19 protein-coding genes and 1 pseudogene are annotated in these 25,589 nt (G+C 53.3%); 2 read left to right on the top strand and 18 right to left on the bottom strand.

Translation table 11 applies throughout. The annotated features are described in order from the left end of the window. Positions 1 to 4: 4 nt before the first annotated feature. The 11 genes from SD70_RS23680 to SD70_RS23625 all read right to left on the bottom strand — a co-directional run bounded on the left by SD70_RS23680 (position 5) and on the right by SD70_RS23625 (position 16,714). Positions 5 to 940: a type II secretion system F family protein gene (locus tag SD70_RS23680; RefSeq protein WP_052487813.1), complete on the bottom strand. Its 936-nt coding sequence runs from the start codon at positions 938 to 940 to the stop codon at positions 5 to 7. Next, entirely contained in the window at positions 937 to 2,340 is a 1,404-nt protein-coding gene (locus SD70_RS23675) for an ATPase, T2SS/T4P/T4SS family (protein ID WP_052487812.1), read from the bottom strand. Before SD70_RS23675 ends, SD70_RS23680 begins: the two co-directional genes overlap by 4 nt. Before the next feature lie 23 nt (positions 2,341 to 2,363). Further along, on the bottom strand, positions 2,364 to 3,593 hold the full coding sequence (locus SD70_RS23670; RefSeq protein ID WP_052487811.1) for an AAA family ATPase: 1,230 nt from the start codon (positions 3,591 to 3,593) through the stop codon (positions 2,364 to 2,366). Positions 3,594 to 3,609: 16 nt separating this feature from the next. Further along, positions 3,610 to 4,311, bottom strand: coding sequence for an SAF domain-containing protein (locus SD70_RS23665; RefSeq protein ID WP_041050295.1), 702 nt, complete (start codon positions 4,309 to 4,311; stop codon positions 3,610 to 3,612). A gap of 143 nt (positions 4,312 to 4,454) precedes the next feature. Further along, entirely contained in the window at positions 4,455 to 11,132 is a 6,678-nt protein-coding gene (locus SD70_RS23660) for a glycoside hydrolase family 78 protein (RefSeq protein WP_197081135.1), read from the bottom strand. A 122-nt stretch (positions 11,133 to 11,254) separates the two neighbouring features. Then, positions 11,255 to 12,418, bottom strand: coding sequence for an S-layer homology domain-containing protein (locus tag SD70_RS33870; RefSeq protein ID WP_052487810.1), 1,164 nt, complete (start codon positions 12,416 to 12,418; stop codon positions 11,255 to 11,257). Between the two features lie 455 nt (positions 12,419 to 12,873). Next, a complete protein-coding gene (locus SD70_RS23650) occupies positions 12,874 to 13,833 on the bottom strand; it encodes a PfkB family carbohydrate kinase (protein WP_041050325.1) in 960 nt (319 codons plus the stop codon). Between the two features lie 264 nt (positions 13,834 to 14,097). Then, the gene (locus tag SD70_RS39920) at positions 14,098 to 14,199 is read right to left on the bottom strand and encodes a YjcZ family sporulation protein (protein WP_156158161.1); all 102 of its coding nucleotides are present in this window, start codon (positions 14,197 to 14,199) and stop codon (positions 14,098 to 14,100) included. A 591-nt stretch (positions 14,200 to 14,790) separates the two neighbouring features. After that, positions 14,791 to 15,354 carry an NADPH-dependent FMN reductase gene (locus SD70_RS23635; protein ID WP_041050323.1) on the bottom strand — a complete coding sequence of 188 codons (564 nt, stop codon included), beginning with the start codon at positions 15,352 to 15,354 and terminating at the stop codon, positions 14,791 to 14,793. Positions 15,355 to 15,500: 146 nt separating this feature from the next. Continuing rightward, a complete protein-coding gene (locus SD70_RS23630) occupies positions 15,501 to 16,130 on the bottom strand; it encodes an MBL fold metallo-hydrolase (protein WP_041050288.1) in 630 nt (209 codons plus the stop codon). A 17-nt stretch (positions 16,131 to 16,147) separates the two neighbouring features. Then, entirely contained in the window at positions 16,148 to 16,714 is a 567-nt protein-coding gene (locus SD70_RS23625; RefSeq protein ID WP_041050286.1) for a thioredoxin family protein, read from the bottom strand. A 238-nt stretch (positions 16,715 to 16,952) separates the two neighbouring features. Between SD70_RS23625 and SD70_RS33865 the strand changes: the two genes are divergently transcribed. Both SD70_RS33865 and SD70_RS23615 read left to right on the top strand, forming a co-directional pair. Continuing rightward, positions 16,953 to 17,225: a hypothetical protein gene (locus SD70_RS33865; protein WP_156158159.1), complete on the top strand. Its 273-nt coding sequence runs from the start codon at positions 16,953 to 16,955 to the stop codon at positions 17,223 to 17,225. 94 nt (positions 17,226 to 17,319) lie between these two features. Further along, the gene (locus tag SD70_RS23615; protein WP_331436832.1) at positions 17,320 to 17,688 is read left to right on the top strand and encodes an SRPBCC domain-containing protein; all 369 of its coding nucleotides are present in this window, start codon (positions 17,320 to 17,322) and stop codon (positions 17,686 to 17,688) included. A 40-nt stretch (positions 17,689 to 17,728) separates the two neighbouring features. Here SD70_RS23615 and SD70_RS38510 read toward each other — a convergent pair whose 3' ends face one another. From SD70_RS38510 to SD70_RS40480, 7 genes and pseudogenes are all read right to left on the bottom strand, one after another. Further along, positions 17,729 to 18,250 (bottom strand): nuclease-related domain-containing protein, encoded by a 522-nt coding sequence (locus tag SD70_RS38510; protein WP_394298008.1) that lies wholly within the window; start codon positions 18,248 to 18,250, stop codon positions 17,729 to 17,731. Next, positions 18,239 to 18,822 (bottom strand): annotated as a pseudogene (locus SD70_RS36290) (DedA family protein); the annotation flags it as partial. The pseudogene SD70_RS36290 and the gene SD70_RS38510, both read right to left, overlap by 12 nt. Before the next feature lie 172 nt (positions 18,823 to 18,994). Continuing rightward, on the bottom strand, positions 18,995 to 20,656 hold the full coding sequence (locus SD70_RS23605) for a glycerol-3-phosphate dehydrogenase/oxidase (RefSeq protein ID WP_041050285.1): 1,662 nt from the start codon (positions 20,654 to 20,656) through the stop codon (positions 18,995 to 18,997). Positions 20,657 to 20,721: 65 nt separating this feature from the next. After that, a complete protein-coding gene (glpK, locus tag SD70_RS23600) occupies positions 20,722 to 22,218 on the bottom strand; it encodes a glycerol kinase GlpK (RefSeq protein ID WP_041050283.1) in 1,497 nt (498 codons plus the stop codon). After that, positions 22,215 to 22,793, bottom strand: coding sequence for a glycerol-3-phosphate responsive antiterminator (locus tag SD70_RS23595; RefSeq protein ID WP_041050281.1), 579 nt, complete (start codon positions 22,791 to 22,793; stop codon positions 22,215 to 22,217). Before SD70_RS23595 ends, glpK begins: the two co-directional genes overlap by 4 nt. 144 nt (positions 22,794 to 22,937) lie before the next feature. Further along, a complete protein-coding gene (locus SD70_RS23590) occupies positions 22,938 to 24,761 on the bottom strand; it encodes a dienelactone hydrolase family protein (RefSeq protein WP_197081127.1) in 1,824 nt (607 codons plus the stop codon). 485 nt (positions 24,762 to 25,246) lie between these two features. Further along, entirely contained in the window at positions 25,247 to 25,537 is a 291-nt protein-coding gene (locus SD70_RS40480) for a hypothetical protein (RefSeq protein ID WP_394298007.1), read from the bottom strand. Positions 25,538 to 25,589 lie beyond the last annotated feature (52 nt).

The raw sequence follows: 25,589 nt of genomic DNA, 5'->3' as shown, positions 1-25,589 counted from the left end.
CGTATCACATCCGTTTCATCGACAAATAAATTCCCATTAAGAACGAAGCAAAAATCAGCATCAGGGCATCCAGGATCAGGTTGCGCCCTTCCGGGTCCAGCACGTAGTACAGGTAAGCGTTCGACGAATTCATTTTGACATTGATAAATATGAAGAGGGCAAGGAACGCAAGCGGGGTGAAATTCGCTATCCTTATCTCGAGCAAACGATTCCGTTCGGCCTGATCGGTACGTTGCGCCCGCCGCATGTCTTGAATAAGATCTTTCAGATTATCCGTAATATCTGTGCCTTCCGTTAGCGCAACGCGCAGCATGCCGCTCAAATATTCGGCCCAAATATGTCCGTGCGAAATGACGAACAGCCGCATGCTTTCATCCATATCGCGGCTGGTGAGCAGTCGCCGGTGCAATTGTTCGAATACCGGCTTAATCGGATATACGATACGGTTTTCTTCGAGACATACCTGAAGCGCTTGCTTTACGTTTTTACCGCCGGACACTTGATAAAACTGATACAACACTTCGACAGCCGGTAAAAATTCCATCCGGTTTCGCAAACGAAGGCTAATCAGATGAATCCTTAACCAGACGTAAGGCAACCCGCCAAGCATGCTAGCAAGTACGACAATTCCTTTGACAGTCTGGAAAAACAATGCGCCGCAGGCAATGCCCAGCAAAAGCATCATTACGGTTAAGACGATAAACCAGCCGAGCCCTAGCTTTGCATGGGAAGCTTCAAGCAACAAATGCAGATGTCCATACACCCGGCGAAACTGAGATAGCCATCCGGCCACACGAATGTCCAGCTTTCTCTCTTTAACGTGAAGCAATCGGGAACGGGCCGTTCGTCTCCGGACCAGTATTTGCAGCAGCGCATAAACCCCCGAGAAAAACAGCAGGAACAACAGCATCAACAAGCTGGCCTGCACCCATATGATCACGCAGTCACCACTCCCATTTGCAGCAGCTTCCGATACGTGCGCTGGTCCCGTTTGCCAAAACGCTCGGATGCACGAGCCGAGAAAGGCTCGGGCCATTCCCACTCACCCTTACCTTCGTCATACCGCACGATGTCACGGACGACGACCTCACCTTGCTCGTAGACGTATTCGCCGATCCGCACCAGCTTTCTATTGCCGCCGACGATCGCCATCTCCAGGCCGATCTGAGTTACATATTCCGTTATCCGCTTTGTCAGCCGCTCCGAATTCATCCCCCTTCCATCAAGCATGCACATGTCCGTTATCGCGTCTGGCGCGTCCTCCAGCTCGTTCACATGCACTGTTGTCATACTCCCCTCGTGGCCCCTGGTGCACGCCCGCACGTACAGATTCGCGTCTTCGTCGCGTATTTCGGCGTGTACAATTCGTTTCGGGGACTGACGCAATGCCAGCTTGAACGCTTGTTCGCCGGAGTGCTTGCGGTCGTCCTCGTCGACCTCGTATTCCACAATATTTTTATCCGGAAAATCCCGTTTGAGCATAAGCTCGAATCTCGATTCAATCGTGATGATCCGTTCGTCGTCATCAAGCTCGGCAATAAGAGCCTTCATCAAATTCGTTTTGCCGGAGTTGGTCGGTCCGATAATGACAAGGTTGAATTCGGCACGAAGAATGGCCCGCAGCAAATCGGCCATCCGGCCGTCGACAGTACAAAATTCCGGTTCCGCCAGCGCGGATAATCCGTAATGCCGCATCGTGTAAAAGCGGATAGTCAGCGTCGGCTGAGCTGTAAAGCCGAACCCTGTCATCGTCACGCGCGAGCCGTCGCGCAGCCGGACCTCAGCCCAACGTTTTCGCGGGTTGAATGTTTCGTTGTTAAACAGAACCAGGTTTTGCTGAATGCGCTCGAGCTCTTTTACCGAACCTAGGCGTATAGACGATAACGTTGGCCTTCCTTTCCTCACTTCGAAAACGTCGCAGCCGACGACTTGTATTTCTTCCAAACCTTCCCGTTGCTTCAGGATGACCTCCAGAGCCCCCATGCCGATCAGTTCGGCGAATATCGCTTCGGCCAAAGTCGTATATCCGAAAGTCGGAGGAGGCAAGATCGTCATTCTTTTTCTGGCGATCAAATCCTGAATGACGGCAAGCAGCTGCCTGCGTTCCTGATCGTAGCCGAGAATTGCCCGATTAAGCGTTTCCCCGAAACGCTGCCGTTCTTCGTCGTTGCCTCCTAGTCCCGCTACGAGCTCGCCGCGTATTTCCGCGACGCAGGATGCAAAATCGCTTCTTCCTTCCGAGTCCGGCCGCTCGATGCCCGTTGGCCACAGTGTCCGATCATGCCCGGTCCCTCGCCAGCGATCGGCATATACCGTAACCGAAAATTTGCGCTCGTTCACGCCCCTTCCCCCTTACGCAAAATTTACGAAACCTCCACGGCTGTCCGTGCCAAAACTCTCTTAAGCCAAGGCTTTCTTCGCTGATGTTGTTTCATTTGCAGGCGATGCAACGTAACGATAGTTTGGCATAAGGGCAAAAGGCTATCCCGCAGCTGTTCCGACTGCTTCATTACTTCCGCCAGCTGGCCGCGATTCACCGCCGTGAATAGCTCCGGCAGCCGCTTCACCTCAGTCACCACGTGCATGCCGGTCTCCTTGCGGATATCGCGCGCGCGAATTCCTCCAGCCATGGAAGCATCGCATTGGTTCAGAACGAGATCGAAAGCGGATGGCGTTACGCCGAACACATTCCCTAACGTACGCAGCCAGCGGTTAACATCCTCCTGAAAATGGGTGATATCCCCTGTCGTTACAAGCAACCGCGTATCCGCCTTGATGATTCCGCAAAGCGTTGCCGCATTATCCCAATAAGCATTTACATCCACGATGCAAACGTCGAATGCTTCGCGTGCCATACTAAGCAAGTGCTCGATCTCTTCCGCCGTGAAAAATTCGGCCTGTTCCCGCAGCATATTGCCATAGAGCACGTGCAGGTTGGGATTATCTTTCATTTGCTCGCAATATTGAAGCAGCCGCTCCTTTGGCATCGTGTTTGACTTCAGCTCAGCCCGCAGCACGTCGAGCGAGTTCACCTTGTCATCGCGACCAAGGTAGCGATGCAGCTTGGAGCTCTTTAGATTTAAACATAAATACCCGACCTTATGCTCAGTAGTGGCCGCCAGCTGCCAAGCCGTACCGAACGCCAGCGTCGTCGTTCCGACGTTCGGCGTTGAGCCGAGGAACAGGACGATTTTCCGCTGAGGGCATCCAGCTGCATTCTCCTCGTTCCCGAGATGGCGCCGCACTTCCTCGCAGATGGCGTTAATACTGCGGCCTGGCGGTACCCATGAGCAATCGTTGGCCAAGCACAGCTTCATATATTGCTCGTTAATGCCGGAGTGGTGGCGGTTCGACAACAGCACGAGCAGCTTTGCTTTGCGCTGCCGCTCCCGCAGCGTTTCGAGCGTGTCGGCTAACCGTTCGTAGTCGGTCATCCGATCGGAAACAATAATATACTCGTAGCCGTGTTCCTTTGTAGATTCGCAGAGCTCCTCCACACTGTTAAACGCAGCCCACTGCTCTTGCTCCGATTCCCGGAAAGGCACCAACTTCTCGGACAACTGTTCGTCTTGCACACATAACGCAATTTTCATTTCGAGGTTCCTCCTCTTATTCACTTGTTATTGATGATGCCGTAAAGGCAATGACAAGCTTCGTTTTTTTCGTGCTGCACAGCCGGTCGATCGTCATCCACTGCTCTTCGGTCAAGTTCAAGTTGACTTGATCGATGGAGCCGTTTGCCTCCATGCGCGAAAGGTACATTTTAACTTCGTCTCCTTCCGCTTTGGACAATAAATTGGGAGACTTCGGATTGTCGATCTCTACGTTGCCTGAAGTTTTAACCGAAGCAACGGTAATGTCCGTGTTGAACAGCCGCTTTGAACCGCCATCGGCAGAAGAAGCGTACAATACGACCCTATCTCCTGCCCTGATACCGTTTGAAACGCTCAAAATGTACTCCTTCGGAACTTGAAAAGTAGCTTCGTTCGGATGCGGCAGCAGATGAAACCGGTTAAGCTTCCACGCAAGGACAGGCTCGCCTCTCCCGAGCGGAACGACGGTTTCTTGACCGACGATCCGCGCAGGCTCCTTAATCATGCTTGGCGTATAGGATGCGGAGAAAATCGGCTTGAACTCCAGCAAATCTTCCGTGATGACCGAGCCGGCTCGTATAAAATCTTTCGGCACGAGCACCCGCACCGTCTGCTGGAGCGCAATTTGCCGCACTTGCAGCACATACACCCCATACACCAAAGCAATCGAACATAAGGCTGCTGTTATTGCGATAACGATATTCCGTTTACGATTCATCCCATTCCCCCCTGTGACCATGAAAAAAACGCAAGCTAACGGAACCTACCCGATAGCTTGCGTTCTTCGCAAAGCGTGCGTGTTTGATTACTTGTATTATATCATCCAGCATCTATTATGTCTACCATATTCTGTATTTCACTTTATTGTCTTCGATGCACACCCACTGTTTCCAGCACGGAACCGATAATGCGAACAGGGATGTCCTGCGTTTTGTCCACTCCGTTGGCATAGCGAATGCGAAAATGTATCGTCTGAAGCCCTTCCGGTAACCCCTCGGTTAACGAGAGCAGCTTCGGATCGAAAAGTTCCCCGGAAAAGCTGTATGGACTCCCGTTCACCGATAAAGCTGCTTCTATTTGCAGTCTCCCCCCGTCTTTCCCGGCCGTATCGATCCATGCCGTGACACTCTTCACGTCGGTAGGCGAGCTGACCGCACGCACAATAAATTTCTCGCCGGAATAAAAATCTTTCGGATCCGATGTTGTTTCATGGTCTTGCCGTTCATGATAAGCGAGCCAATCCGGCGTATGCGCAACTTCAGCCCCAATCGTTAACGGGGCGACGACGATTGCCTTGGTAACGGAAGCGGAGGCAAGACCATCAGATACGGTCAACTTAACGTCGTACTTGCCAGGGGATACCGCGGGCAGAACGACGTTTTTCAACGAGGAATTGATGATGCCGCCGTCGGGTCGTTTGATCACCCATGCGCTTGACAATGCGTCGCCGTCAAGGTCTTGCGAACGATCTATAAGCGTGAGAGTATCGCCTTCCCAAGCCGGCTTCGGCGACCAGTCAAAATCGGCTACCGGCGCTCTGTTGATGAGAAACCAAGCATCCGGCGACCAGGCAGACCACGCACGGCCGTCAAAAACGCGAACTCGAACGCGAAGCTTTTGCCTAACCGGCAAGTCAGCGGCTGCGGCCCAAGAACCACTCGCCGCAATCGTTCCCTGCCAGCGCTGGCCCGATGTCAAAAGAAGCGTCGCATTGTTTTCGTCCCATACTTGAAGCTCGAAGTAAGTGAACGTCGTACCTGGATCGGGATCCGTTTGGTTCCAGACGAACGTAGGCCGGAGTACGGGAACGATTGTCGGGCCATCTGGCGACGTGCCGGAAGGGTAAGTCATATTAGCGCTCGGTGGCTGGTTCGTAATCATCCAGCCGACATTTGACCATGGCGACCAGGCTCCTCCGTCATCGGAAACTGCCACCTGAACTTGGTACTTTGCACCGATCGTAAGGGCGGTATCCAGTTGCCATTGTCCAAAGGCAGATGCCGTATTTTGGTTGATCGTCCGGTCAATTACAACATTGCCCCATTCGTCTTTGACGACGATTCTTGCTTGCGAGAACACGGTTCCGGCATCCGGGTCGGACTGATTCCAAGTTACTGTCGGCGTTAAGCTGCTTACGTAGTCGGGGCTGCTTTGCGTTCCTGCCGGGAAGGTCAGCGTCGCTGACGGCGGTCGATTGGGCGGCAACAGAGCGACATAAATTTGCTGTTCGTACCAATCGCTCCATGCGCCGTATTCATCGGCTACGGCTTCGCGCACCGTGTACGTCCCTTGCTTTTGCGGCCGGACCAGTTTGCCCGTTACAACATTGCCATCCGGGTCCGTATAACTGTAGAGCCTTTGATAAATGCCGCGATTCGTTTGATAGTCAGGTTTTTCCGTTGAATAGGTGGTCGGGCTTAGCCATCGGTCGGGATCGTAGCCCTGCTCATTCCATGATACGGTATAGTCTGCCTTTTGCGACACCGTAAACGCGTTAATTGGCGCGCGGTGCACGATGATATACTTCGTATCCGGATCAGCGTACTGCCTGAAGCTTGCGTACATCGGATCGGGATACCGGTGACCTGGCGGCGCCGGATCGTCCGGCTCGGTAAAATCGACCTTGAAGACGCCGACCTTGTTCAATTTCGGAAGCGGCGAGCTTACGGTGTAATTCACATACGAATTGCCGGCATTCGTATCCGAAAATCCGTCGCCTGCGTTGAGGAACTTTTCGGGTGCCGTGTTCGTATACGTCCATTTCGCCAAAGGCGGAATAGGCGGATCGTTATCCGGATCCGTGAACAGGACATTCGATTGAATCGGCGTGTTCACGATGGAGATCCCATCAACGGTCGTGGTCGAGACAGGATACTGCTCGATACGATACTTTTTCAGATAGACGTTCGGAGCTTCCGCGAAAATGCCTTGCCTGCCGTGAGTAAAGGTGGCGTCGCGGACATCGATCAGTGGTACTCCGTTGACGCAAACGATAATATGGTCTTTTTTGGCAATGACTTTCAAATCTGCGTACTGTCCGGCGGTCAAAGGATTCGTTTGCTTGTCCAATACAGTTTTCATACCACCGGTTACTTTGTACAAAATAACGCCTTTTGCAGTTAGCGCTGCCTGGTAATAGTTTTTGTTGTCCTGCTCGCGGAAAATGATACCCGCACCACTGTACTCACTAAACGTAGAGTTCGTGTACTTCATGGATAAGTAGATCGCGCCATCATAAAAATCTTTTGTTTTATCGATGATGTTGCCGTAGCTGAAATTGCCGGCTTGCATCGAAGACGGGATGTCGGTTTTCCAGCCTTGGCCTTTAAGCGTGGAACACGAATCTCCGCATCTGGTAGATGTATTGAAGTAACCTTGACCGTCCCCGGCAATTACATTCCTATAACTGTCGTAATCTTGGCCTCCGGAGATAACTGTATCGTATAAATGCGATCCGGTCATTAAATCATAGACATAGAAGGTGTGGTTCATGATTGGCCTTGAACACGTCCCTCCCCACGGACATGTATAAAGCTCGTTCGTTATGCTCGTGCGATAACCAACATATTTGCCGTCCGAGGAAATGGTGCCACCGCCCGGAAAAGGATCGTAATTAAATGTGTTCCCGGGCAAGTTAATGCTGTCGAAAATGATAGAGCCATCTTTTAGATTCAGGAACCTATAATGTGTGAGTAATTTATCGCAATCGTACGGATCTACATTTCCGCAAGTTCCTGTGTAAGTGGTCTGGTACGTTATTATGGCTATATCGTTATAAATGTTTTTGATATCGAGATCATATCCATTGCCCAACACGGCTCCTGTATCATTGTCTATAACCTTTGCGGGGGAATTATAGCCTGACGAGAAGGTATACAATCTTTTATTATCTCCCGTGACGTAACCCAAACCTATTTTTGGATACGTAGTCCAGGCGTAAGAACAGGAACTATAATAGCAATTGAGGTACTTGTTGGTGTAAATATCCGAACCAACCCATAATACTGTGCCGGAAGGGCTGACTTTCTCTAACTTGCAATCGTACTGCCATCCATAAATGTCATGGGATCTGCCGTTATCATCTTCTTCCCACCCTTGATAAACCCAAGTCTTCGAGCATTTGAATGCGTAAAAGTTGCCCTCTCTATCTTGAAAAGGCGGCAACGCGTCTGCATTAACCGTCTTAGTTGTCCCATCATCCCAAGTATACGGGACATTGTTAGCTGGTTTTTGCAGATTGTTTACTGGCACCCAATCCGCAGGCGGCGGATAATCAGGAACCACCCAAGTCGCATATTGCATTGGGTAATAGTAACGGTAAGGCGTGAACGGAACCGTCTTGTATGGATAAAGAATCCCGGCGGCAATATCGGATAAACGGTAAAATTCGTCCCTCGCTTGCGGGTAACTCCCTCCATTAACAGGTGATATTCGTAGCCAAACCATATTGGCAAGACCATTTACATGTGCCTCGATATACTCCCTGCCGTCAGTCTTTTTGATAGCGTATAAAGTATTGCTCTGTGAATTGAGTACGGAAAGATTGATGCCATTAGGTGTGCAATAATATCCACCGCTACAACTGTAAAATGATTCTGCGTAGTAATACAAAGTGTCGGTGGCCTTTATGCCCAAAGGACGATAGCACCCACTCGAGTAGCGATCACAATTGTACGCTTGATTGGCATTGGTCAAGCTCGCCCCCATATTAGCGGGAGCTAGAAAAAGCATATTCGTACGGTCGGGTGATGCTAAAGCACCCTCGTTTGAGTCGTAATACAGATCGGCATATCGGGACGAATTATAGTAGTCCTCGATTTGGAACCGGTTTTTATCTGCCAACATCGTTGCAAGGTCGTAATTAGTCCCTGTAAGGTTGGGCGGGGAAGGCTGCTCGCCTTTCAGGCTTAGTGCGACGGTAGGTGCTTGATTCACGATGGTGAACGGAAAGTCCTTGGTCGCGCTTTTACCCCAATCTTCTTTTGCATAAATCCGTAATAGGCAGTTTGCCAAAACCGTGGGAGTGAACGTGAAATTCCCGCTGCTGTCCGGCGTCACCGTAATGACCGGATCATCGTTGTAGTTCCCGTTAATATTGGTGTCGCATATAATTTTGTCGGTGTGCTGGACAAGTATATCTCCATCCGGACTGAAGGTTGCGTCGTTCATATTCATCGTAACGCCCCGCAACCCTTTGGAAGGCAAACTGGCTGCAATGGTAGGAGGCAAATCTTCGGCTACATGCAGCGTTTTGATGTCAGGGGATAAGGACCAGAGCCCGGCGCTATCTTGAACGTCCAGCTTGATGGTGTAGTCGCCGTAAGGCGTATACATGTCTTGCTTGGTACCGTGCCAGTCGCATGCCACGATGCTTCTGGCTTTGTAAGGGCTGTAGCTTTGATCGCACTTAATCGGACCCGGCAGCGGGCGGCCTTCCACAATTCTTCCCGTCGGTAAGGTGATGACCGGAATGGGATTCGGGTCGACTATATTAATTGTGGCACTCTGGGACGGAGCTGCGGCCCCCAAGTCGTCGATGGCCGTCATATGAATCGTATGACTGCCCTTTACGTCAGCCAACACATTATCGAAATGGTCGTCGTGTATCCCGTAGCCGCGAACGGAGTACAATCTCTGAATCCAGGGATCTGGGCTCGTTTTGATGTCTGTGGTGTACATCACTGAGGCACCGTTTGGATCATACGGCGTGCCATTGTCGGTTGGAGTTTTCGGTCTTCGAATCAAGCCGAAACTGATCTTTTCTCCGATCGGCACCATGGTGATCGGCTTATTGTAGCCACTGTAGTAATCCTCGTCGAACCATCCGATCTCAAACTCCGGAGGTAACAAACCAGGTGCCGTTGTAACTTGAAAATGTCCAGGTCCAATTGTCGTCGACCAGCCGCACGTAGTCACAATATCGTACTGGACATCGACATCACCCGGGCCGATGCCGTTGCCTGTCGTTGCTGTAAACGTGTCGTCGAAGTTGCCGGATTGATCGAGCTTATGCGTCCATTTGATGTTCCCTTGAGTGAACACCATCGTTCCGGACTGGAGCGAGCACCCGCCCCCGCTGATACTCACGTTCCTCATTTGGATGATTTCTTGCTCCGAGCCGAATTTTACGGACGGGTATTTGACGCTCAGCGTGCCAGTGACTTTAACGGGGCCAGGACCACTGCCGCACGAGGCGACCGGGCTAATTGTAAAATTCTCGGTGTTGTTGCTTGTATTCGGTTCCGTTAGTTTGCGATCCGGATCGAGCGCCACGGTGATGACTTTGGTCGTCCCGAATGTATAGCTGAACGTCCCTTGATAAGACGTACCGGCTGCAGCTCCGTTCATGTCAACTTTGAAAAATTCTACCCCGTCCGCTCTAACGCTCACTTTAAAAGGTATGGTGGTAGCTAGCCCCAGGTTGGTGAAGTGGTAGGTAAAGTCGGCGGATTTTCCGGTTTCTACGCAAGCAGGCTGATCTAGGGTGATGGCACCCAAGTCGGGGCCGGTTATTGGTGCGTAGGTGATGTCTACTGTGATGACGTATAGATAAGTTGTTCCTTGCCAGGATAGGTCGGCAGACATAAAGTAGTTTCGATCACTTCCGGTTTGGATGAATGTCTTAGGACCAGCCGTTGTTGCCGTGAGCATTCTACGGACATAAATTTGACCTTGACCGTCGGGGCCTTTTCCCCAATAATATGGCTCTGCGTCATCGTTTCGCTCATCCGCTATCGCATTGACAACGGTTATGCTGGTAGGGTCAACTTGTGCATTAGGAATGGAATTTGGACATGATTCACCATAACTAATATTTGTTAGGCACATGGAAGGAGGAGATGGTGCATCGTAGGATGCTGTGACAGCTGCCCCTTCCATGTTCCAGTTAGGGAATTTATCATTTGGATCCTTGCTATAAGAATATCGCAAGTTAATCGGATAATCCCCCGAAGCAATGGCAGAATTATTCTGAGTAACATTTTTGGCAGTGGTCGGGATCTGGCCTGGGGAAGCAACTCCTCCTACAAAAAGTATGTCATCCCCGCACTTGGCGGTCGCTTTTGTGCATGCAGCCACATAATTTGAAAATCCCGGAATCTGAGATGAATAGTCGGATGGATTACTTCCTTGATGTTCCCATTCTCCCGTCAGTCCATATTCATTCGAGACCTGATAGACATGGTGACCCGGTTGAGAGTAAGACCAGCCATATACCAAATTTCCTTGACCATTCGCGGTAAATGAAACCTTATTATTACTCAGAGTTGATGAAACAGTAGAACCATTAACTTTCACGGAGACCCCTGTAATATTGCCCCCACCAAGTTCAATTGTTTTTTGATACGAATTTTTCGGATAATATTTCTGTATTGGTGCAGAATCAACAACAGAATCTCTTGAAAGGTCAATATATTTGGTATACGTCCCCGAGGAAGGCGAAGTTGCTGCCAAAGTCTCAGGAAATGATAACGAAATCATCAATGATTGAATGAATAATGCCATTCCAGTTAAGTATGAAATTACAGATTTCTTACGCAATACTATCGCCCCTCTGTTTTTACTCATTCTATGTGCGCATTCGAATTGATCCAATATGGATGTCGGGTCAATTCGAATGCGACATATAAAGGGCTGTCCGAGAAGCACAGCCCCTAACTTAACTAGTTCTTCTTGCTAATGTCTGTTAGATATATTTCTTTGCCATTGATAGTGAAGAATAATGGGAACGGATATGTCCCATTAAGAAAATTAGCATTCAATTTCTTATCAATGGTATAGTAAATCCACCCAGTTATTTTCCTTACTTTTGTTGTATCCATTCCATATAGACTCGTACCATCCCATGCAACGCCGGTCCCCACAATCTCTAAAACAGTAGAATATAAATCCAAACCTGTCTCGAACCCAGCTGATTTATTATCAATCGTCACGTACAATCCAACAACTAGCTTAGTTTTTATTGCTTCATTTGCCTTCAAAGTACCTTGATCAGTTGTGAGTATCTTCATGGCTACTGGATCATTTCTATCTTCCATGTCGACAACCTTCACTCGATGAACAATAACGTGGATGCTATCACTGTAGTCATATTCAAGAGGAAGCTTCACCGATGGGGTCAGCAAATACTCCCTCGTATTCGACCCGGTCAACTCTAGGTCCGCATTGCCCAGTGCCAGCTTGTCTACGGGCAGCTTGTTCCCGGCCGCTACGGACAATACCCTCTCGATGATCGTCACGCTTTGCGCCCGCGTCGTCGGCTGATCCGGCCCGAGCTCCCCGCCGCTTAGTCCTTGAATGATTCCCAAGCCGCACGCGCGATACATCGCAGAAGCATCATACAAATGCGCTCCTTGCTGCCGGGCGTCATTGTTCAAATACCGAACTGCCAGCTTCGCCATTTCAACTCGGGTAAGAGGCTCACCGAACTTGTCCGCGGGAAAATCGTCGTCGCTATGATAAATTCCCGCATCCGTTACGGCGTTGACATACGCGTCGTACCATTGCGCTCCCTTGCTGCCCGCATTCGTTCCCGTCGCGGTCACGAGCATCTTCGTGAATTCGGCGCGGCTAATATTGGCATCCGGCTTAAAGGTCCCATCTTCATAGCCGTCGACATATCCCTTTTTCACCGCCTGAACAATCGCATCTTTCGCCCAATGCGTATTGATGTCGCTCAGGTTAACGCTCTTCTCCGCTGTGCTTGCCGCAGCGGCTTGCGCCTGCTCGCTGCCGCTTGCGTTACAGCCAGACGCCGCTATCGCGCTAAATGCAGTTCCCACAATCAGTGCCTTTTTCCACACCATCAAATACCACTCTCTCTTCATAAGATTCCAGCCCTCCCTTTCCAAACTACCATCCTGTGCACCAGTTATACGGTCTGATCTCATTCCTGTTCCTCGAACCTTCTCCCCCCTAAAATACCTTCTTGCACATCCCCCCGACCCCGCTCGACGCCTTTGGCCAAGCCATCACCGCAAGCGCAAGCAGAAACCTCCTTTTTCTCCCCTTCCATCCTCTTGCCGTATATCCAACCTTACAACACGACCAGTATGGCACACGAGCCCGCCCTCGTCTACCACATTTATCCACCTCATACAAATAATAAAACCGCCTCTGCAGACAGCATAAGCCGTCTCGCAAAGGCGGTTCTTCCGCACGTGCTAGATTCAAAAATAGAATAGCATATTATGGAAAATAGTTCAACATCATCCTACACGAATTTCCCGGGCAATTTTCGACATGTGCATGTACATGCCAACGCCAACCCGCGCACAGCAGGCTATCCATTCACTTCAGCCAGTGTCGGCAGCGACGGAATCGCTCCGCGCCGAGTCGTCGTAATAGCGCCAACCCGGTTGGCGAAGCCGAAAATCTCCCCGCAATTAACTGGATCTCGCAGCGTATCCCCCAAAGTTTCCGCACTAATTCCTCGAGAAGCAAGCTGATACAGCATGCCGCCGACAAACCCGTCGCCGGCCCCCGTCGTGTCAACAGCTGCTACCGGTGTACCGGCTACATGAATATCGCTCGTCGCCGTTATCACCCTGCACCCGTTCGGCCCGAGCGTAACGACAATCGCCGACGGCCCCATAGCCAGCAGCTCGCGCGCGCCTTCCAGACTGCCTTTGCCCAACAAAAACTCCACTTCTTCCTCGCTCACCTTAACCAAATCCGCAAGCGGCATATGCGCCATAATCTCTTTGCGGGCCGCGTCCGCGCTCGGCCACAGCGGCAGCCGCACGTTCGGGTCGTACGATACGATCGCCCCCAGCCCTCTTGCCCGCCTAGCGGCGTCCAGAGTTGCCGATCTGCAAGGCTCGGCGACGAGCGACACCGAGCCAAAATGATACACAGCCGCATCGTTCAGCCAGTCGTCCCCGATCTCCTCGCTGCGCAGCAACATGTCCGCCGCCGGGCTGCGGTAAAACAGAAAGTCCCGCTCCCCGTCCTCGCGCAGCGAAACGAAAGCAATGCCCGTCCGCGCTTCGTCCGTCTCGACAAGCGCCGCCTCAACGCCCGCCTCTTCGAGCGTCTGCCGCAAATGCTCGCCGAACGCATCGCGTCCCACCTTGCCGATAAAACGGCTCGCGCCCCCCAGCTTGGCAACTGCCGCCGCTACGTTCGCCGGAGCGCCCCCGGCCGCCCGCTTGAATGCGGGCACGTCCGCTAGCGCCTGTCCGTTCGTTTCCGGCACGAAATCGATAAGCAGCTCCCCTAAGCATACGACCGTCCTTTTCATCGTCAACGATAACGCCTCCATACTCTGTACTGTTATGCCAATGTCCCTAGCATACCAAAACCCGCAGCGAAAACAAACCGCAACTGCCCGTCTCCGCCGACATCGCCAATCAATCTCCCGGCTTGTCCAAGAAAATCGCACCGTGCACATCAGCGCCACGATTCCATTCAAAACGAGGCGTTGCACCGAACGCCACCGCACCGCTCAACAGCATCAAATAGAAAATCCCCGCCCAATCAAGGGCGAGGATTCGATAGGCATGAATTAAACCCAATAAGCGCGAGAGATGATGACAAGCAGAATGAATAGGACAAGAATCGAAGCAGTCGAGGTGAACGGCGCGACTACATGATGATGATGCGGCACATGGGCGATCGGCTTCACTTCCGGAACGACGATCGCAGTATGCTTGTATGACGTATGCAGGTGAATGTGATCGTGCAGCGGTTTCTCCATAACCGGGGCCATCGGCATAACTGGGGCCGGAAGCGGAGCAGGAGCTGGCATATAGACCGGAGCTTGAGCTAACGGCTTAACTTCCAAATCGGTCACCTCCTTCGCAAAAAAACTCGGGACTATGTGCTTGGATGAGTCGGATGTGCGCTTGCGATTACAACAACAGTCTATGGGTAGGGCTTTGTCCCGAACACGGTAAATACCCATAGCGCGGCAAAATAGACACGCGCCCGAAACGGACAAACAGCCTGGGACAAGTGCGGGAAAACCGAATCCGGCGCAAAAAAGCCCCGTTTTTGCCGCAATGCAAAAACGGGACTCAAGCCAAACATCCGCCAACTATCAGGGCTCGTGGCCCGTATGCCGGCGGTTTTCGTCTCCAATTTTAGCCGGAGTTTTTCGGCCAACTCGGTATTGGCGGTGTCCTGCCTCCGGCAGCCGCGAACATCGGATTTTCGAACTTTTCGCATTAAGGATTCCGCCGGCCCCGGCGCAATCACGTTAGCCTTTGTGAACGGTCCGGATCAGCGTCTGCACAAGATTACGCAGCGACGTTAAAGTTTTCGCGTCAATGACGTTCCCATCCGGGCCGAGCTTTTTACTGACGAACGGTATGGAGATCGCCGCTTCGGGCGGAATCGAGGCGCTCATCATGTTCAAAGTTAGCATCAGTGAGGCGAGTGCTGTCGAGCCTCCCCCGGGATGCGGCGATGCGCTGATGACAGCTGTCGGCTTGTTTAGAAATTCGCCCGAGGAGACGACCCAGTCGAGCGCATTTTTGAGCGAGCCCGGCACTCCGCGCGCATATTCCGGCGTACAGATCACGACCGCATCCGCTGCCTGCAGCTGTTCCCGCCATTCGCGCACCGCCTCGTGCGGCCTGGCATCGTCGCCGTCCAAATCGGGACTGAAATGCGGCAGCCTTCCAAGCCCATCATACAGAAGAAGCTTCATACCGTCCGGCAATAAGCCTCGTATCGACGAGAGCAGCCTCGAATTGGACGACTGCTCGCGCAAGCTTCCGGATATGCCCAGAACTATCGCATCGGCACCATGTCGGTCCATGCCGTTCACCTTCTTTCCTTCGATAACGGCAGTATAAACCATAACACCAACGTCATAGTCAATAGTCCCGAAACTAGGGGTTGCGGAAAGACCGCAGCTGTCTGCACAAAAAAAGCGGCGCGCTTCAAAGCAGCCGCCGCTTTTTCCTACACGTAAGGGTTATGCTCACGCTCGAAGCCGATCGTCGTGCGACCGCCGTGGCCGGGGTATACCGTCACGTCGTCGTCAAGCTCGAACAGCTTGCCGTGAATCGAATCGAGCAGCTCGCGCTCGCTGCCGCCCGGCAAGTCGGTGCGGCCGACCGACAGCTTGAACAGCACGTCGCCGCCGAACAAGTGCTTCTCGTACAGAAAGCTGACGCTCCCCGGCGAATGCCCCGGCGTGTGGAAAACGCGCAGCTGCAGCTTGCCGTCCAGCAGCTTCAGCGTCATCCCTTCGTCCAGTGCAAACTCGGGAGGATCGGTTACGATCGGGCCGCCGAGGTCGGGCCACATCGCCGAGCGGTTTTTCTTCGGGTCCGTGAGCCAGTCCGCCTCCGCATCGTGAAGGTAGACCGGACAGCCCTTGCTCTTGCGGATCGTATCGACGCCGCCGATGTGATCCAGATGCGCGTGCGTGAGCAGAATCGCTTCAATCGGCACCCTTTCGATACGCTTGAGCAAGGGCTCCGGCTTCATCCCCGGATCGATGACGACGCCTTTGCCCGTATCCGAATCGGTTAGCAAGTAAGCATTGGTCTGAAGCGGCCCGAGGGTAAATGTTTCAATCTTGATCAATGGTTCAGCCTCCTGAGTCAGAACGTCGAGATTAGTTCGCGCAGTTCGCGCACGATGACGTCTTGGTAGTCCCGGCCTTCGCCGTAGCGGCGGCGGATTTCCTGCCGGGCGGCGTCGAGGTTCGCCTGATAATCCGGCGCCTCGCGGTCGGGATTGCCCCGCTTGAACTCCACCATCGGCTCCTGCACGTACTTCGGACGCGGCCCCCAAGTGCCGAGCACAAAGCCGCCCGTATCGGCGAAAATAACGACCGGAATCGACCGGCCGCCCATGACGAGGAACTGGTCGATCGTCTCCAGATTTTCCTCCATGATCAGCACTTCGACCGGCATGCCCGTAGGCTCCAGCGCGCGGAATACGACCGGGACGTTGCGGACGACGTCGCCGCACCAGTCGGCGGCAATAATGACGCAGCGCACGTCGTCCCGGTTTTGGAGCTGCCCGAAAAATTCCTTATCCTCTTCGTTCGTCCAGACGAACTGGTCGTACCATGATTGGAACGTCTCCTTGTTTTTGGTCATTCCGTCGATGAATTGCTGCGGCTTTAGGCCTTTACCCAGCTTGTTCGCGATATTTTTGCTCATGCGGATCGAGCCTCCTTAGGAACGGTTTGACTGTATTTTACCAAAATGGCGGACGCCGCGCCAAAAAAAGCACGCTCCATCGCGACCGGATCCGTGCTCGAATACCGATATTTGGGCAAAATCGTATTTCGGACTTGAACGTGACGCTACGTCATGGTTTATATTGAGGTTGCCGGGGAATAGCCAAATGGCCGGGGAACGAACCGCGGCGGGTCGCGGGGAGGACCGGTTTACACCTATGATGCCTGCGGTGCATCGTCAATACGCACTTGTTAGAAATGAGCGCATATCGGTTTCGGCGGCGGCTGTGGAGATCGAGCCGGCCGGCAGCGGCACGCGGCTTATTTTCAGCGAGCAAGGAGCGTTCCTCGACGGTAACGAAATGCCGGCACAGCGCGAACACGCCACAAAAAAAGTTGTTGAACAAGCCGGGCGAGGCACTGCAAAGCGAATAGGCGAACGTAAGGACGTCGATACTGCCAAGGCATGTTATCGCGCGGGTACAAATTAAAAACGGGAGGAATTGGAATGGCAACGAGCATAGGCGAAAACGAAATTGTGACTACGCGCATTATCGATGCGCAGCGGGAGGTCGTTTTCAAGGCTTGGACGTCACCCGAGCATTTGGCGAAGTGTGGGGACCGAAGGGCTTTACGAATACGTTTCAGGAGTTCGACATGCGGCCGGGCGGCACATGGCAGTTCATCATGCACGGCCCGGACGGCGTCGATTATCGGAACAAAAGCGTCTTTGCAGAAATTGTTCAGCCTGAACGGATCGTTTTTGATCATGTGTCAGGTCCGCGGTTTCAAGTGATGGCCACCTTCGAGGACTTCGGCGGCAAAACGAAGCTTACTTTCCGCCAGCTTTTCAAGAGTGCGGCTGAATTCGACCAGGTCAGGAAGTATGCCCCTGAAGCAAACGAGCAAAACTTTGACCGGCTTGAAGCGGTTTTGACAACGATATCCGTGTAGCCGCGAAGCTCGCGTCCCGTGCCTTGGCTTGCTTTGCCGGTCAGTGCGGGACGGAGCTGTGCTCCTTGATCAGCCGCTCGATGCCGGCCACTTGCCCGGCGGACAGCGGCTTTTTCGGCTTATGCGTCTTGATCGCGTGCAGCAGCCGGTCGACCTTCACCGTCAGGAACGCCGGACTGCTTCCGACCAGCTCGCAGTGCGGATGCGTGAAGCAAATGACGCCGACGAGATCAGCCTGCACGCCGCCGTCGCGCAGCAGCTCCTTCAACACATGCTCGTGGCGGTATAGCTGTGCTGTCGGATCGCCCTGGTGGCTGCCCTCCTTGCTGCGTTCGACGCCCTGCGCCGTGAAGCGAACTTCGCCCGACCAATGCTTGGAATCGATATGGAACACGCCGTTCGGGCCGACCACAATATGATCGAACTGCTGCGAGCCTCCGCCCGCCCGAACTTGGCGGTTATGGAGCACGCGGTATTCGCTGCCGAGATAACGAAGCTGGTGCGCCGTGCTGCGCTCGCCTTCGTCGCCGTAAGCGGCTTCGTGGCTCGGCTTGCGGACGATTTTGTAAACGATGTAGGCAACGGTCAGCACAACGGCGGCGATGATGATCGGTTTGATGTATGGACCCGCGGCTTCACCGATAGCTTGCCAATTGTTTTTCAGCGTGTAGCCGAGCCAGATGTACAGAATCGAGTACGGCACGAGCGCGGATGCCGTGTACAGCGTGAAACGGCCGAGCGGCATGCGCGCCATGCCCCCGGGAATGGAGATGGCGTGGCGAAGACGGGAATGAACCGCGCGGTGAAGATCATCCCGACCCCGTATTTGTTGAACCAGCGCTCAGCGACGTCGATGTGGTGCTTATTGATCAGCAAATATTTGCCGTATTTGTCCAGAAACGGCCTGCCCCCGTACCGCCCGATCCAGTACAGCACAATCTGCGCCAGCGTCCCGCCGACAACCGCGCAGACGAGCGCGCCGTACGGGTTGATGATGCCTTGGGAGACGAGATTGCCGGCGTAGGCAAGCAGCAGCTCGTTCGGAATAACTTCCAGCATAAGGCCGATAAATATGCCCCAATAGCCCAGCCCCTCCAAAAACATCAACACGTTATGGATAATACCGCTCATGATCGCCCTACCTTTGCATCCTGGGATTCAAATCTACTTTATTCTAGCATACATGCGGACACGCCAGCCAGCGAACCGCCCGGGCCGACCGGCATACCTCTGACGGGGGCAAAAACAAACGACGACCGCAATAAAGAACGCGCTCGTCGTTTGAATCAATTTTCGCAAGGGCAGCCTAGCTCCCGGTCGGCGTCAGAGCCTCCTGAAGCTCGGTCTCCAGCTCCAGCTCATACTCTCTGAATTTTTCCTCGCTGTAACCCATGTGTTCGGCCATAGCCCGAATAACGTCTTCTTTCCAGCGCCGTACCCAGGCGATGTCGAAGAATAGCGCCCCTGTACGTCGAATGAAAAAATCGACCGGCTTCACTACCATTTCTTGCTCGATTCCGTAAAGGAGACTGGCATGCACATCCGCCGGCAGTCCCCGCAACGGTTCTTCTTCCCGGGACGGAATGCGCTCATACACTGCAGCAACGTTAGTCCCGTAGCGACGGGTTAGCCGTTCGGCCGTCTCCCTCGAAAGGCCAAGCTGTTCGCCCCGCTCTGTCATACGACGGATGAAGGCTGGAAACTGCTCGGACCCGCCCACATCGCCGCCGGAAATCGGCAATGTTCTCGTCGAGCATGGAGCGAACGGTCCGAATCCGTCTGCCTTAAGCTCTGCTGCAAGCAGGTCCGTCGCCGTCTCGGCCATCTTCCGATATCCTGTCAACTTGCCGCCGGCTATCGTCAACATCCCGGAGGGCGAGCGAAATATCTCGTCCCGCCGCGACACTTCGGAAGGCGGCTTGCCCTCCTCGTAAATGAGCGGACGCAAGCCCGCCCAGCTCGACTCCACATCTCCGGCTTCAAGCTTCAACTCCGGGAACATATAATTGCCAGCCGCTATTACATAATCCCGATCTTCAATCGTCATTCTCGGACAGGCAATGTCTCCGGCGTAATCCGTGTCGGTAGTGCCGACGTACGTTTTCCCATCGCGCGGTATAGCGAACACCATCCGCCCGTCCGGTGTGTCGAAATAGATCGCCTGCCGCAGCGGAAACCGCTTGCCGTCGAACACGAGATGGATGCCCTTCGTAAGCCGCAGCGTCTTGCCTTGCTTGGAACGGTCGAGTTCGCGCAGCGTGTCGACCCAAGGTCCCGTCGCGTTAACTACTTTACGCGCCTGGATCATATGCATTTCCCCGCCGATGACATCCCTCGCCTTGACTCCGATCAGCTTGCCGCTCTCGTATACAAGCTCCTCCACCTTCGTATAGTTGACAGCGTCCGCTCCGGCATCCACCGCTTTCTTTAGCACTTCGATCGTCAGACGGGCATCGTCCGTCCGGTATTCCACATAATAACCGCCGCCTTTTAGACCTTGTTTCTTCAATAGCGGCTCCTTTTCGAGCGTTTCCTCCCGGTTTAGCATCCTCCGCCGCTCCGCACGTTTAACCCCCGCCAACCAATCGTATACCCGCAGTCCAAGCGACGTCGTGAACGCCCCGAACGTGCCGCCTTGATGAAACGGCAGCAGCATCCATTCCGGTGTCGTTACATGGGGCCCGTTCTCATACACCACTGCGCGTTCCTTCCCGACCTCCGCAACCATCTTTACTTCGAACTGCTTTAAATACCGCAATCCGCCATGAACCAGCTTCGTTGACCGGCTGGACGTCCCAGCCGCAAAATCCTGCATCTCGATGAGCGCCGTCCGCATCCCCCTGGTCTGCGCGTCCAGTGCAATACCCGCCCCCGTAATTCCGCCTCCAATCACAAGCACATCATAAACTTCGGTCTCCATTTTCTTCAGTCTATCTTTGCGAGTCTTTCCGGAAAATAAGTGCCTCATCTCAAATTCCTTCTTTCTCATGATGCTCAACAAAAATACCGTTCAAGACGGCCGCTTGCGGGCTTTTACGGGTTAAACGCCATCGCGGCCCGTATCGCCTTCTGCCAGCCTCTGTACAAACGGCGGCGCTCCTCTTCCGGCATCGCCGGCCTGAAATTCCGATCCAACTCCCAGCTGCCCTGAATTTCCCTCTTATTTTTCCAAAAGCCAACGGCCAATCCGGCCAAGTATGCTGCTCCCAAAGCCGTCGTTTCATTGACGATCGGGCGTTCTACCGAGACACCCAGCAGATCGCTTTGAAACTGCATCAGGAACTCGTTTCTCACAGCCCCGCCATCGACGCGCAAACATCTGAGCTTCAGCCCCGAATCCATCTCCATTAGGTCAAGCACGTCTTTGCTTTGATACGCAAGCGATTCTACTGTCGCTCGAACGAAATGCTCCTTCGACGTCCCGCGTGTCAGTCCCAATACAGCACCGCGCACGTCGCTATCCCAATAAGGCGTGCCTAGGCCGACGAAAGCCGGTACTACGTATACGCCTTCCGTTGATGTTACCCGGGCCGCATAAGTTTCGCTGTCCGCCGCGGATTTCAGCATCCGCAGTCCGTCGCGCAGCCACTGTAGCGCCGATCCTGCCACGAATACGCTTCCTTCCAGAGCGTATTCGACTTGGCCGCCAATGCCCCAGGCAATCGTCGTCAGCAGGCCGTGCCTCGATACTATAGCCTCCGTCCCTGTGTTCATCAGCAAGAAACAACCAGTACCGTACGTATTCTTGGCCATCCCTTTGTCAAAGCAGGCTTGCCCGAACAAAGCGGCCTGCTGGTCGCCCGCAATTCCTGCAATAGGCGCTTCGCTGCCGAAGAAGTGATGCCCCGCCGTCGTTCCGTATATCTCTGACGACGAACACACTTTCGGCAGCATTGCACGCGGAATATTTAATATCTGGAGCAACTGTTCATCCCAGCATAGCTCGTGAATGTTATAAATCATCGTCCTTGACGCATTGGAATAATCAGTAACGTGTATCTTGCCGCCGCTTAGCTTCCACGCGAGCCAAGTATCGATCGTCCCGAACAACAGATCCCCCCGTTCCGCCTTTTCCCGGGCGCCTTCGACGTGATCGAGCAGCCATTTGATTTTCGTCCCGGAAAAATAGGCATCGATCAGGAGTCCCGTCTTCTGCCGAAACAACTCTTCATGCCCTTGACGCTTCAGGTCCTCGCAAATGTCATTGGTCTGCCTCGATTGCCACACGATCGCACGATGTATCGGACGGCCCGTATGGCGATCCCACACGACTGTCGTCTCCCGCTGGTTCGTAATGCCTACCGCCGCGACCTGCTCGGGATTAATTCCGGCTTTCGACATTGAACTGGCGATCACGCCGAGCACGCTCACCCAAATTTCGTTCGCATCGTGTTCGACCCATCCCGGCTTTGGGAAATGCTGCTTGATTTCTTGCTGCGCCGAACTGACGATACGGCCGTTTTTATCGAAAATGAGAGCCCTGGAACTGGTTGTTCCTTGGTCGATAGCAAGTACATACGGTTGAGTCATTCGTTTCCCCTCGTTCCGATCCTCTCGTAATATTTCCATAGCTCCGCATTAGATGTCGTTACTGCAGACGCCCCCGCATGCAAAGCCTGCTCCACATCGTTCACGGTACGAATAAAACCGCCGGCGAAAACCGGGATTCCGGTTCTTTGGCAAACCTCGGAGATGATATGCGGCATGACGCCGGGCAACACTTCAATGTAATCGGGGTTCGTTCTCTCAATCAGCGTGTAACTTTTCTCCAGTGCATTCGTATCCAGCAAAAACAAGCGTTGAATCGCGAGCAGCCCGTTCTGCTTCGTCTTTGCGATAACTCCTGCCCTCGTCGAAACGACGCCGGCCGGATTCACGATCTGGCAAATGTATTCCGCCGCGTGCTCGTCGTTTTTCAGCCCGTCGATCAAATCGGCATGGACCAACGGTTTCTTTCCCCGGGATCTCGCCAAATCGACGATCGACTTGATTTGATTGACATGGGTATCCAATATGACAATGTACTCGTAAGATAAATCCAGCAATTTCTCAAAGTCTTTTACTTTGCGAGCTGCCGGCAAAATGGTTTGGTTGTGAAAAGTCATGCGTTTTCGCCTCTTCATCAATAAAAATAGGGGAAGATTTCCACCAGACCGAGTCCGATTGAGACGATGATCGCATAGATAGTCAAAAATGAAACCACCCGTTGACCGGGCGGTTTGCGAAAAGATTCGCGACATTAACCAAGACTAGTACTGCGTAAGCGTGTTCGTGCAGCTTATAACCGTAATAATTAGAGCGTTAATAATGCCGGCAAGATACGGATTACGGGTTACCCTATAAATTTTGCGGGAAATAATGGCGGCAACCGGTAAGATGACAACGATCGGGTAAAGCCAAATTTCAACGATATTGGATACGCTTGTGAAGTATGCTTGCCCGGTCGAAAAGAACGCCGTGTAGTGAATAACAAGAATAATAATGCCGCTGATAGCGTTGAACAACGCCAGCAAAGCCGTGTTCGTCCATTCCTTTTTGCCTGTGTAGTTGAAAGCGTTAATCGCCACGGAGTTCGCGACGTAGAACACCAGGAAGAATGGCAAGTATTTCAGCGATATTACAATTTTGTCCGGAGTAAATGCTTTGACGGCAAGTACCCAAATCCGGAAGTCCGTCTTAAAGAAGTAATCCGCAATGAAAACCAAAGCAAAGGACGCTACCGTCACGATCAAGGATAGACCGACCGTTTTGCATAGCGTTTTAAAGCTGATGGCAACACCGGTTTCGCGGAGGTCCATACCCTGGCCTTTCGCAAACAACTTATACGACAAGTACATGATGATGATGGACGTCAGGCCTGTAACCACGCACCATATTCCGATATAAAAGACGGGTGCCTGGGGGAAAAATGCCGGCCGAATCTGGTTGGACCAATTGAAAAGTTTCATGTAGGAGAATCCGGAGATCAGTGCGCTGACAAGCAAACCTCCCCAGAACCAAAGCTTGCCTACGCCCGCCGGAGCCGGCCCGATGACCGCCTCTTTAGGAGCTTTCAAGGATGCAAAGGCCGCTGTGTTCAGCATAGCTTTGGTGAAGCTTACAATGAACATCGCAAAGCCGATTAACCCTAGAAGGTTGAAAAATTCTTTCCATTGCCAAATCTGATTTCCCGACGGTATCGGGTTCGGCGCTCCCAAAGTAAGCTGGAAAAAATCTATGCTGTTCGAAGCAACGCTAGCAGAAAACGTATTCCAAGGGTGGTTTTGGGCAGGGTTGTAAATAACGCGGCTGGCCATTTTCCCGTTCACTTCTTGCTTGTAAACGGTATAGCTGGTGCGCGGTTCCCCGCCAGATTTTGGATCCGCGCCAAAATTCAAGAAGGACTGGGCATTATCGGTTTTGATATAATCGCGCGGCATTGTTATAGTACCGTCTTTCAACTTCGTGCGGAAAAAGAATTCGTCGTATTGGGCGGCGACGATACCGACATTCCGATTGCCATATTTATTGTAGTATTGCTTTGTTTCGGGGTTGACATAGGTAGCATCGTTGGCAACGAGCAAAACAGCCGAAATCAGAGGCTTATCTTTTAAATTATCGGCATCGATCGACCAGTTAGCGGCTCTGGCGCCATTGGAGTGACCGGTTATGCCTATACGCGCTTTGTCGACATACGGAAGGCCGGACATAAGCTCAACCGCGTCATACATTCCTGTGCCCCGATTTTGCCATTCGGCCGGAGCGACGGCATCGGAATCGCCGTGTCCATACATATCGATGGACATGACAACGTATCCGCGCCGGGCATATTCGACATAGTTCATGTCCTGCATTTCCCTGTTGTTATACCAGCCGTGGCTGGTCACAATACCGGGCGCCGGCGAATTTTTTGTCGCGTTCGGAGGAATAAAGAGCAATGCGCTCATCAGATGCCCGGAAGGGGTTTCCCAGCGCAAATCTTTGATGGTAACTTTCCCCCCCGCTGTTTGTACGAGTGACGCGCCTATCATGCTTATGAGACATAGCACCAGTGAAATGACAAGAAAGCGCGCAACCTTTTTGTTGTCCTTCATTTTTTCTCCTCCTCATAGCGTTTATATGTTCGTCATAGAGGACGAAAAAAAGAGACCACACGAATTATCCGACCTGGACACAATTCGTGTGATCTCCGTTTCTCCATCACATTTATGAACTTGCCCCCATTATAAGCCGAGTTGTAAGCGATGTCAACCGTATAATTCGGGGTTCGCGCATCCTATTTCCCGGTTTAATTCAGCAAAGGACAGTGGCGAACGCGTGTCAATATCCGGTGAATGGCGGGAGTACTTGCGCGTCGAGTATTCGACACACCGAGCCAAAACGCTGCTGCAGCCGCGCCGGGCGCGCGTGCAGCCCGCGTCTCAAGCGGCTGCGCGCGGCATCGGCTGCGCTCCTGCGCCAACCCGGGCCGCGGCTCAGCTTGGCGCCCCGCCGCGGCGGAAGTGCTGCACCGCCGCCTCGGCGAACAGCCGCGCCGGCGTCGCGAGCTCCCGGCCGCGGGCGCGGATAAGCCCATGCGTCAGCAGCAGCGGATCGCGCGGCGCGGGCGAGTCGTGCGGTGCGGGCGCTTCGCCCGGGGCGGCGGGTGCAGCGGCGATATTTTGTGCCGCCTCGGAGGCGGCGGGCGCGCAGGGGGATTGTGCGCGGCGGGTGCCGCTGCAGAACCGTGCGCCGCCATTGGGGCCCGGCTCGCTGCAGCGGCGGAGCCGAGCGGCAGCTCGGCGAATTCGCCAGCGGCCAGATCGGCGCTCACCGCCGACTGCGGCAGCAACGCGAAGCCGAGACCGCAGCGCACCGACTGGCGGATCATCTCCGCGCTGGCGAACACCATCGGCGCGGCGCTGTACGGTGCGCCGTTCGTC

This window comes from Gordoniibacillus kamchatkensis, assembly GCF_000829455.1.
GTDB classification, from domain to species: domain Bacteria; phylum Bacillota; class Bacilli; order Paenibacillales; family NBRC-103111; genus Gordoniibacillus; species Gordoniibacillus kamchatkensis.
The sequence above is the reverse complement of the archived record's forward strand: the minus strand, read 5'-3'. Positions and strand labels throughout refer to the sequence as shown.

What these genes read in the sequence shown, in the direction of transcription:
- SD70_RS23595 (WP_041050281.1), bottom strand. Translation starts at nt 22,793, where the DNA reads ATGACTTTTCACAACCAAACCATTTTGCCGGCAGCTCGCAAAGTAAAA.
- SD70_RS23590 (WP_197081127.1), bottom strand. Translation starts at nt 24,761, where the DNA reads ATGAAGGACAACAAAAAGGTTGCGCGCTTTCTTGTCATTTCACTGGTG.
- SD70_RS23670 (WP_052487811.1), bottom strand. Translation starts at nt 3,593, where the DNA reads ATGAAAATTGCGTTATGTGTGCAAGACGAACAGTTGTCCGAGAAGTTG.
- SD70_RS40480 (WP_394298007.1), bottom strand. Translation starts at nt 25,537, where the DNA reads ATGATCCGCCAGTCGGTGCGCTGCGGTCTCGGCTTCGCGTTGCTGCCG.
- SD70_RS23605 (WP_041050285.1), bottom strand. Translation starts at nt 20,656, where the DNA reads ATGAGGCACTTATTTTCCGGAAAGACTCGCAAAGATAGACTGAAGAAA.
- SD70_RS23665 (WP_041050295.1), bottom strand. Translation starts at nt 4,311, where the DNA reads ATGAATCGTAAACGGAATATCGTTATCGCAATAACAGCAGCCTTATGT.
- SD70_RS23635 (WP_041050323.1), bottom strand. Translation starts at nt 15,354, where the DNA reads ATGGACCGACATGGTGCCGATGCGATAGTTCTGGGCATATCCGGAAGC.
- SD70_RS23650 (WP_041050325.1), bottom strand. Translation starts at nt 13,833, where the DNA reads ATGAAAAGGACGGTCGTATGCTTAGGGGAGCTGCTTATCGATTTCGTG.
- glpK (WP_041050283.1), bottom strand. Translation starts at nt 22,218, where the DNA reads ATGACTCAACCGTATGTACTTGCTATCGACCAAGGAACAACCAGTTCC.
- SD70_RS23625 (WP_041050286.1), bottom strand. Translation starts at nt 16,714, where the DNA reads ATGAGCAAAAATATCGCGAACAAGCTGGGTAAAGGCCTAAAGCCGCAG.
- SD70_RS33865 (WP_156158159.1), top strand. Translation starts at nt 16,953, where the DNA reads ATGATGCCTGCGGTGCATCGTCAATACGCACTTGTTAGAAATGAGCGC.
- SD70_RS33870 (WP_052487810.1), bottom strand. Translation starts at nt 12,418, where the DNA reads ATGAAGAGAGAGTGGTATTTGATGGTGTGGAAAAAGGCACTGATTGTG.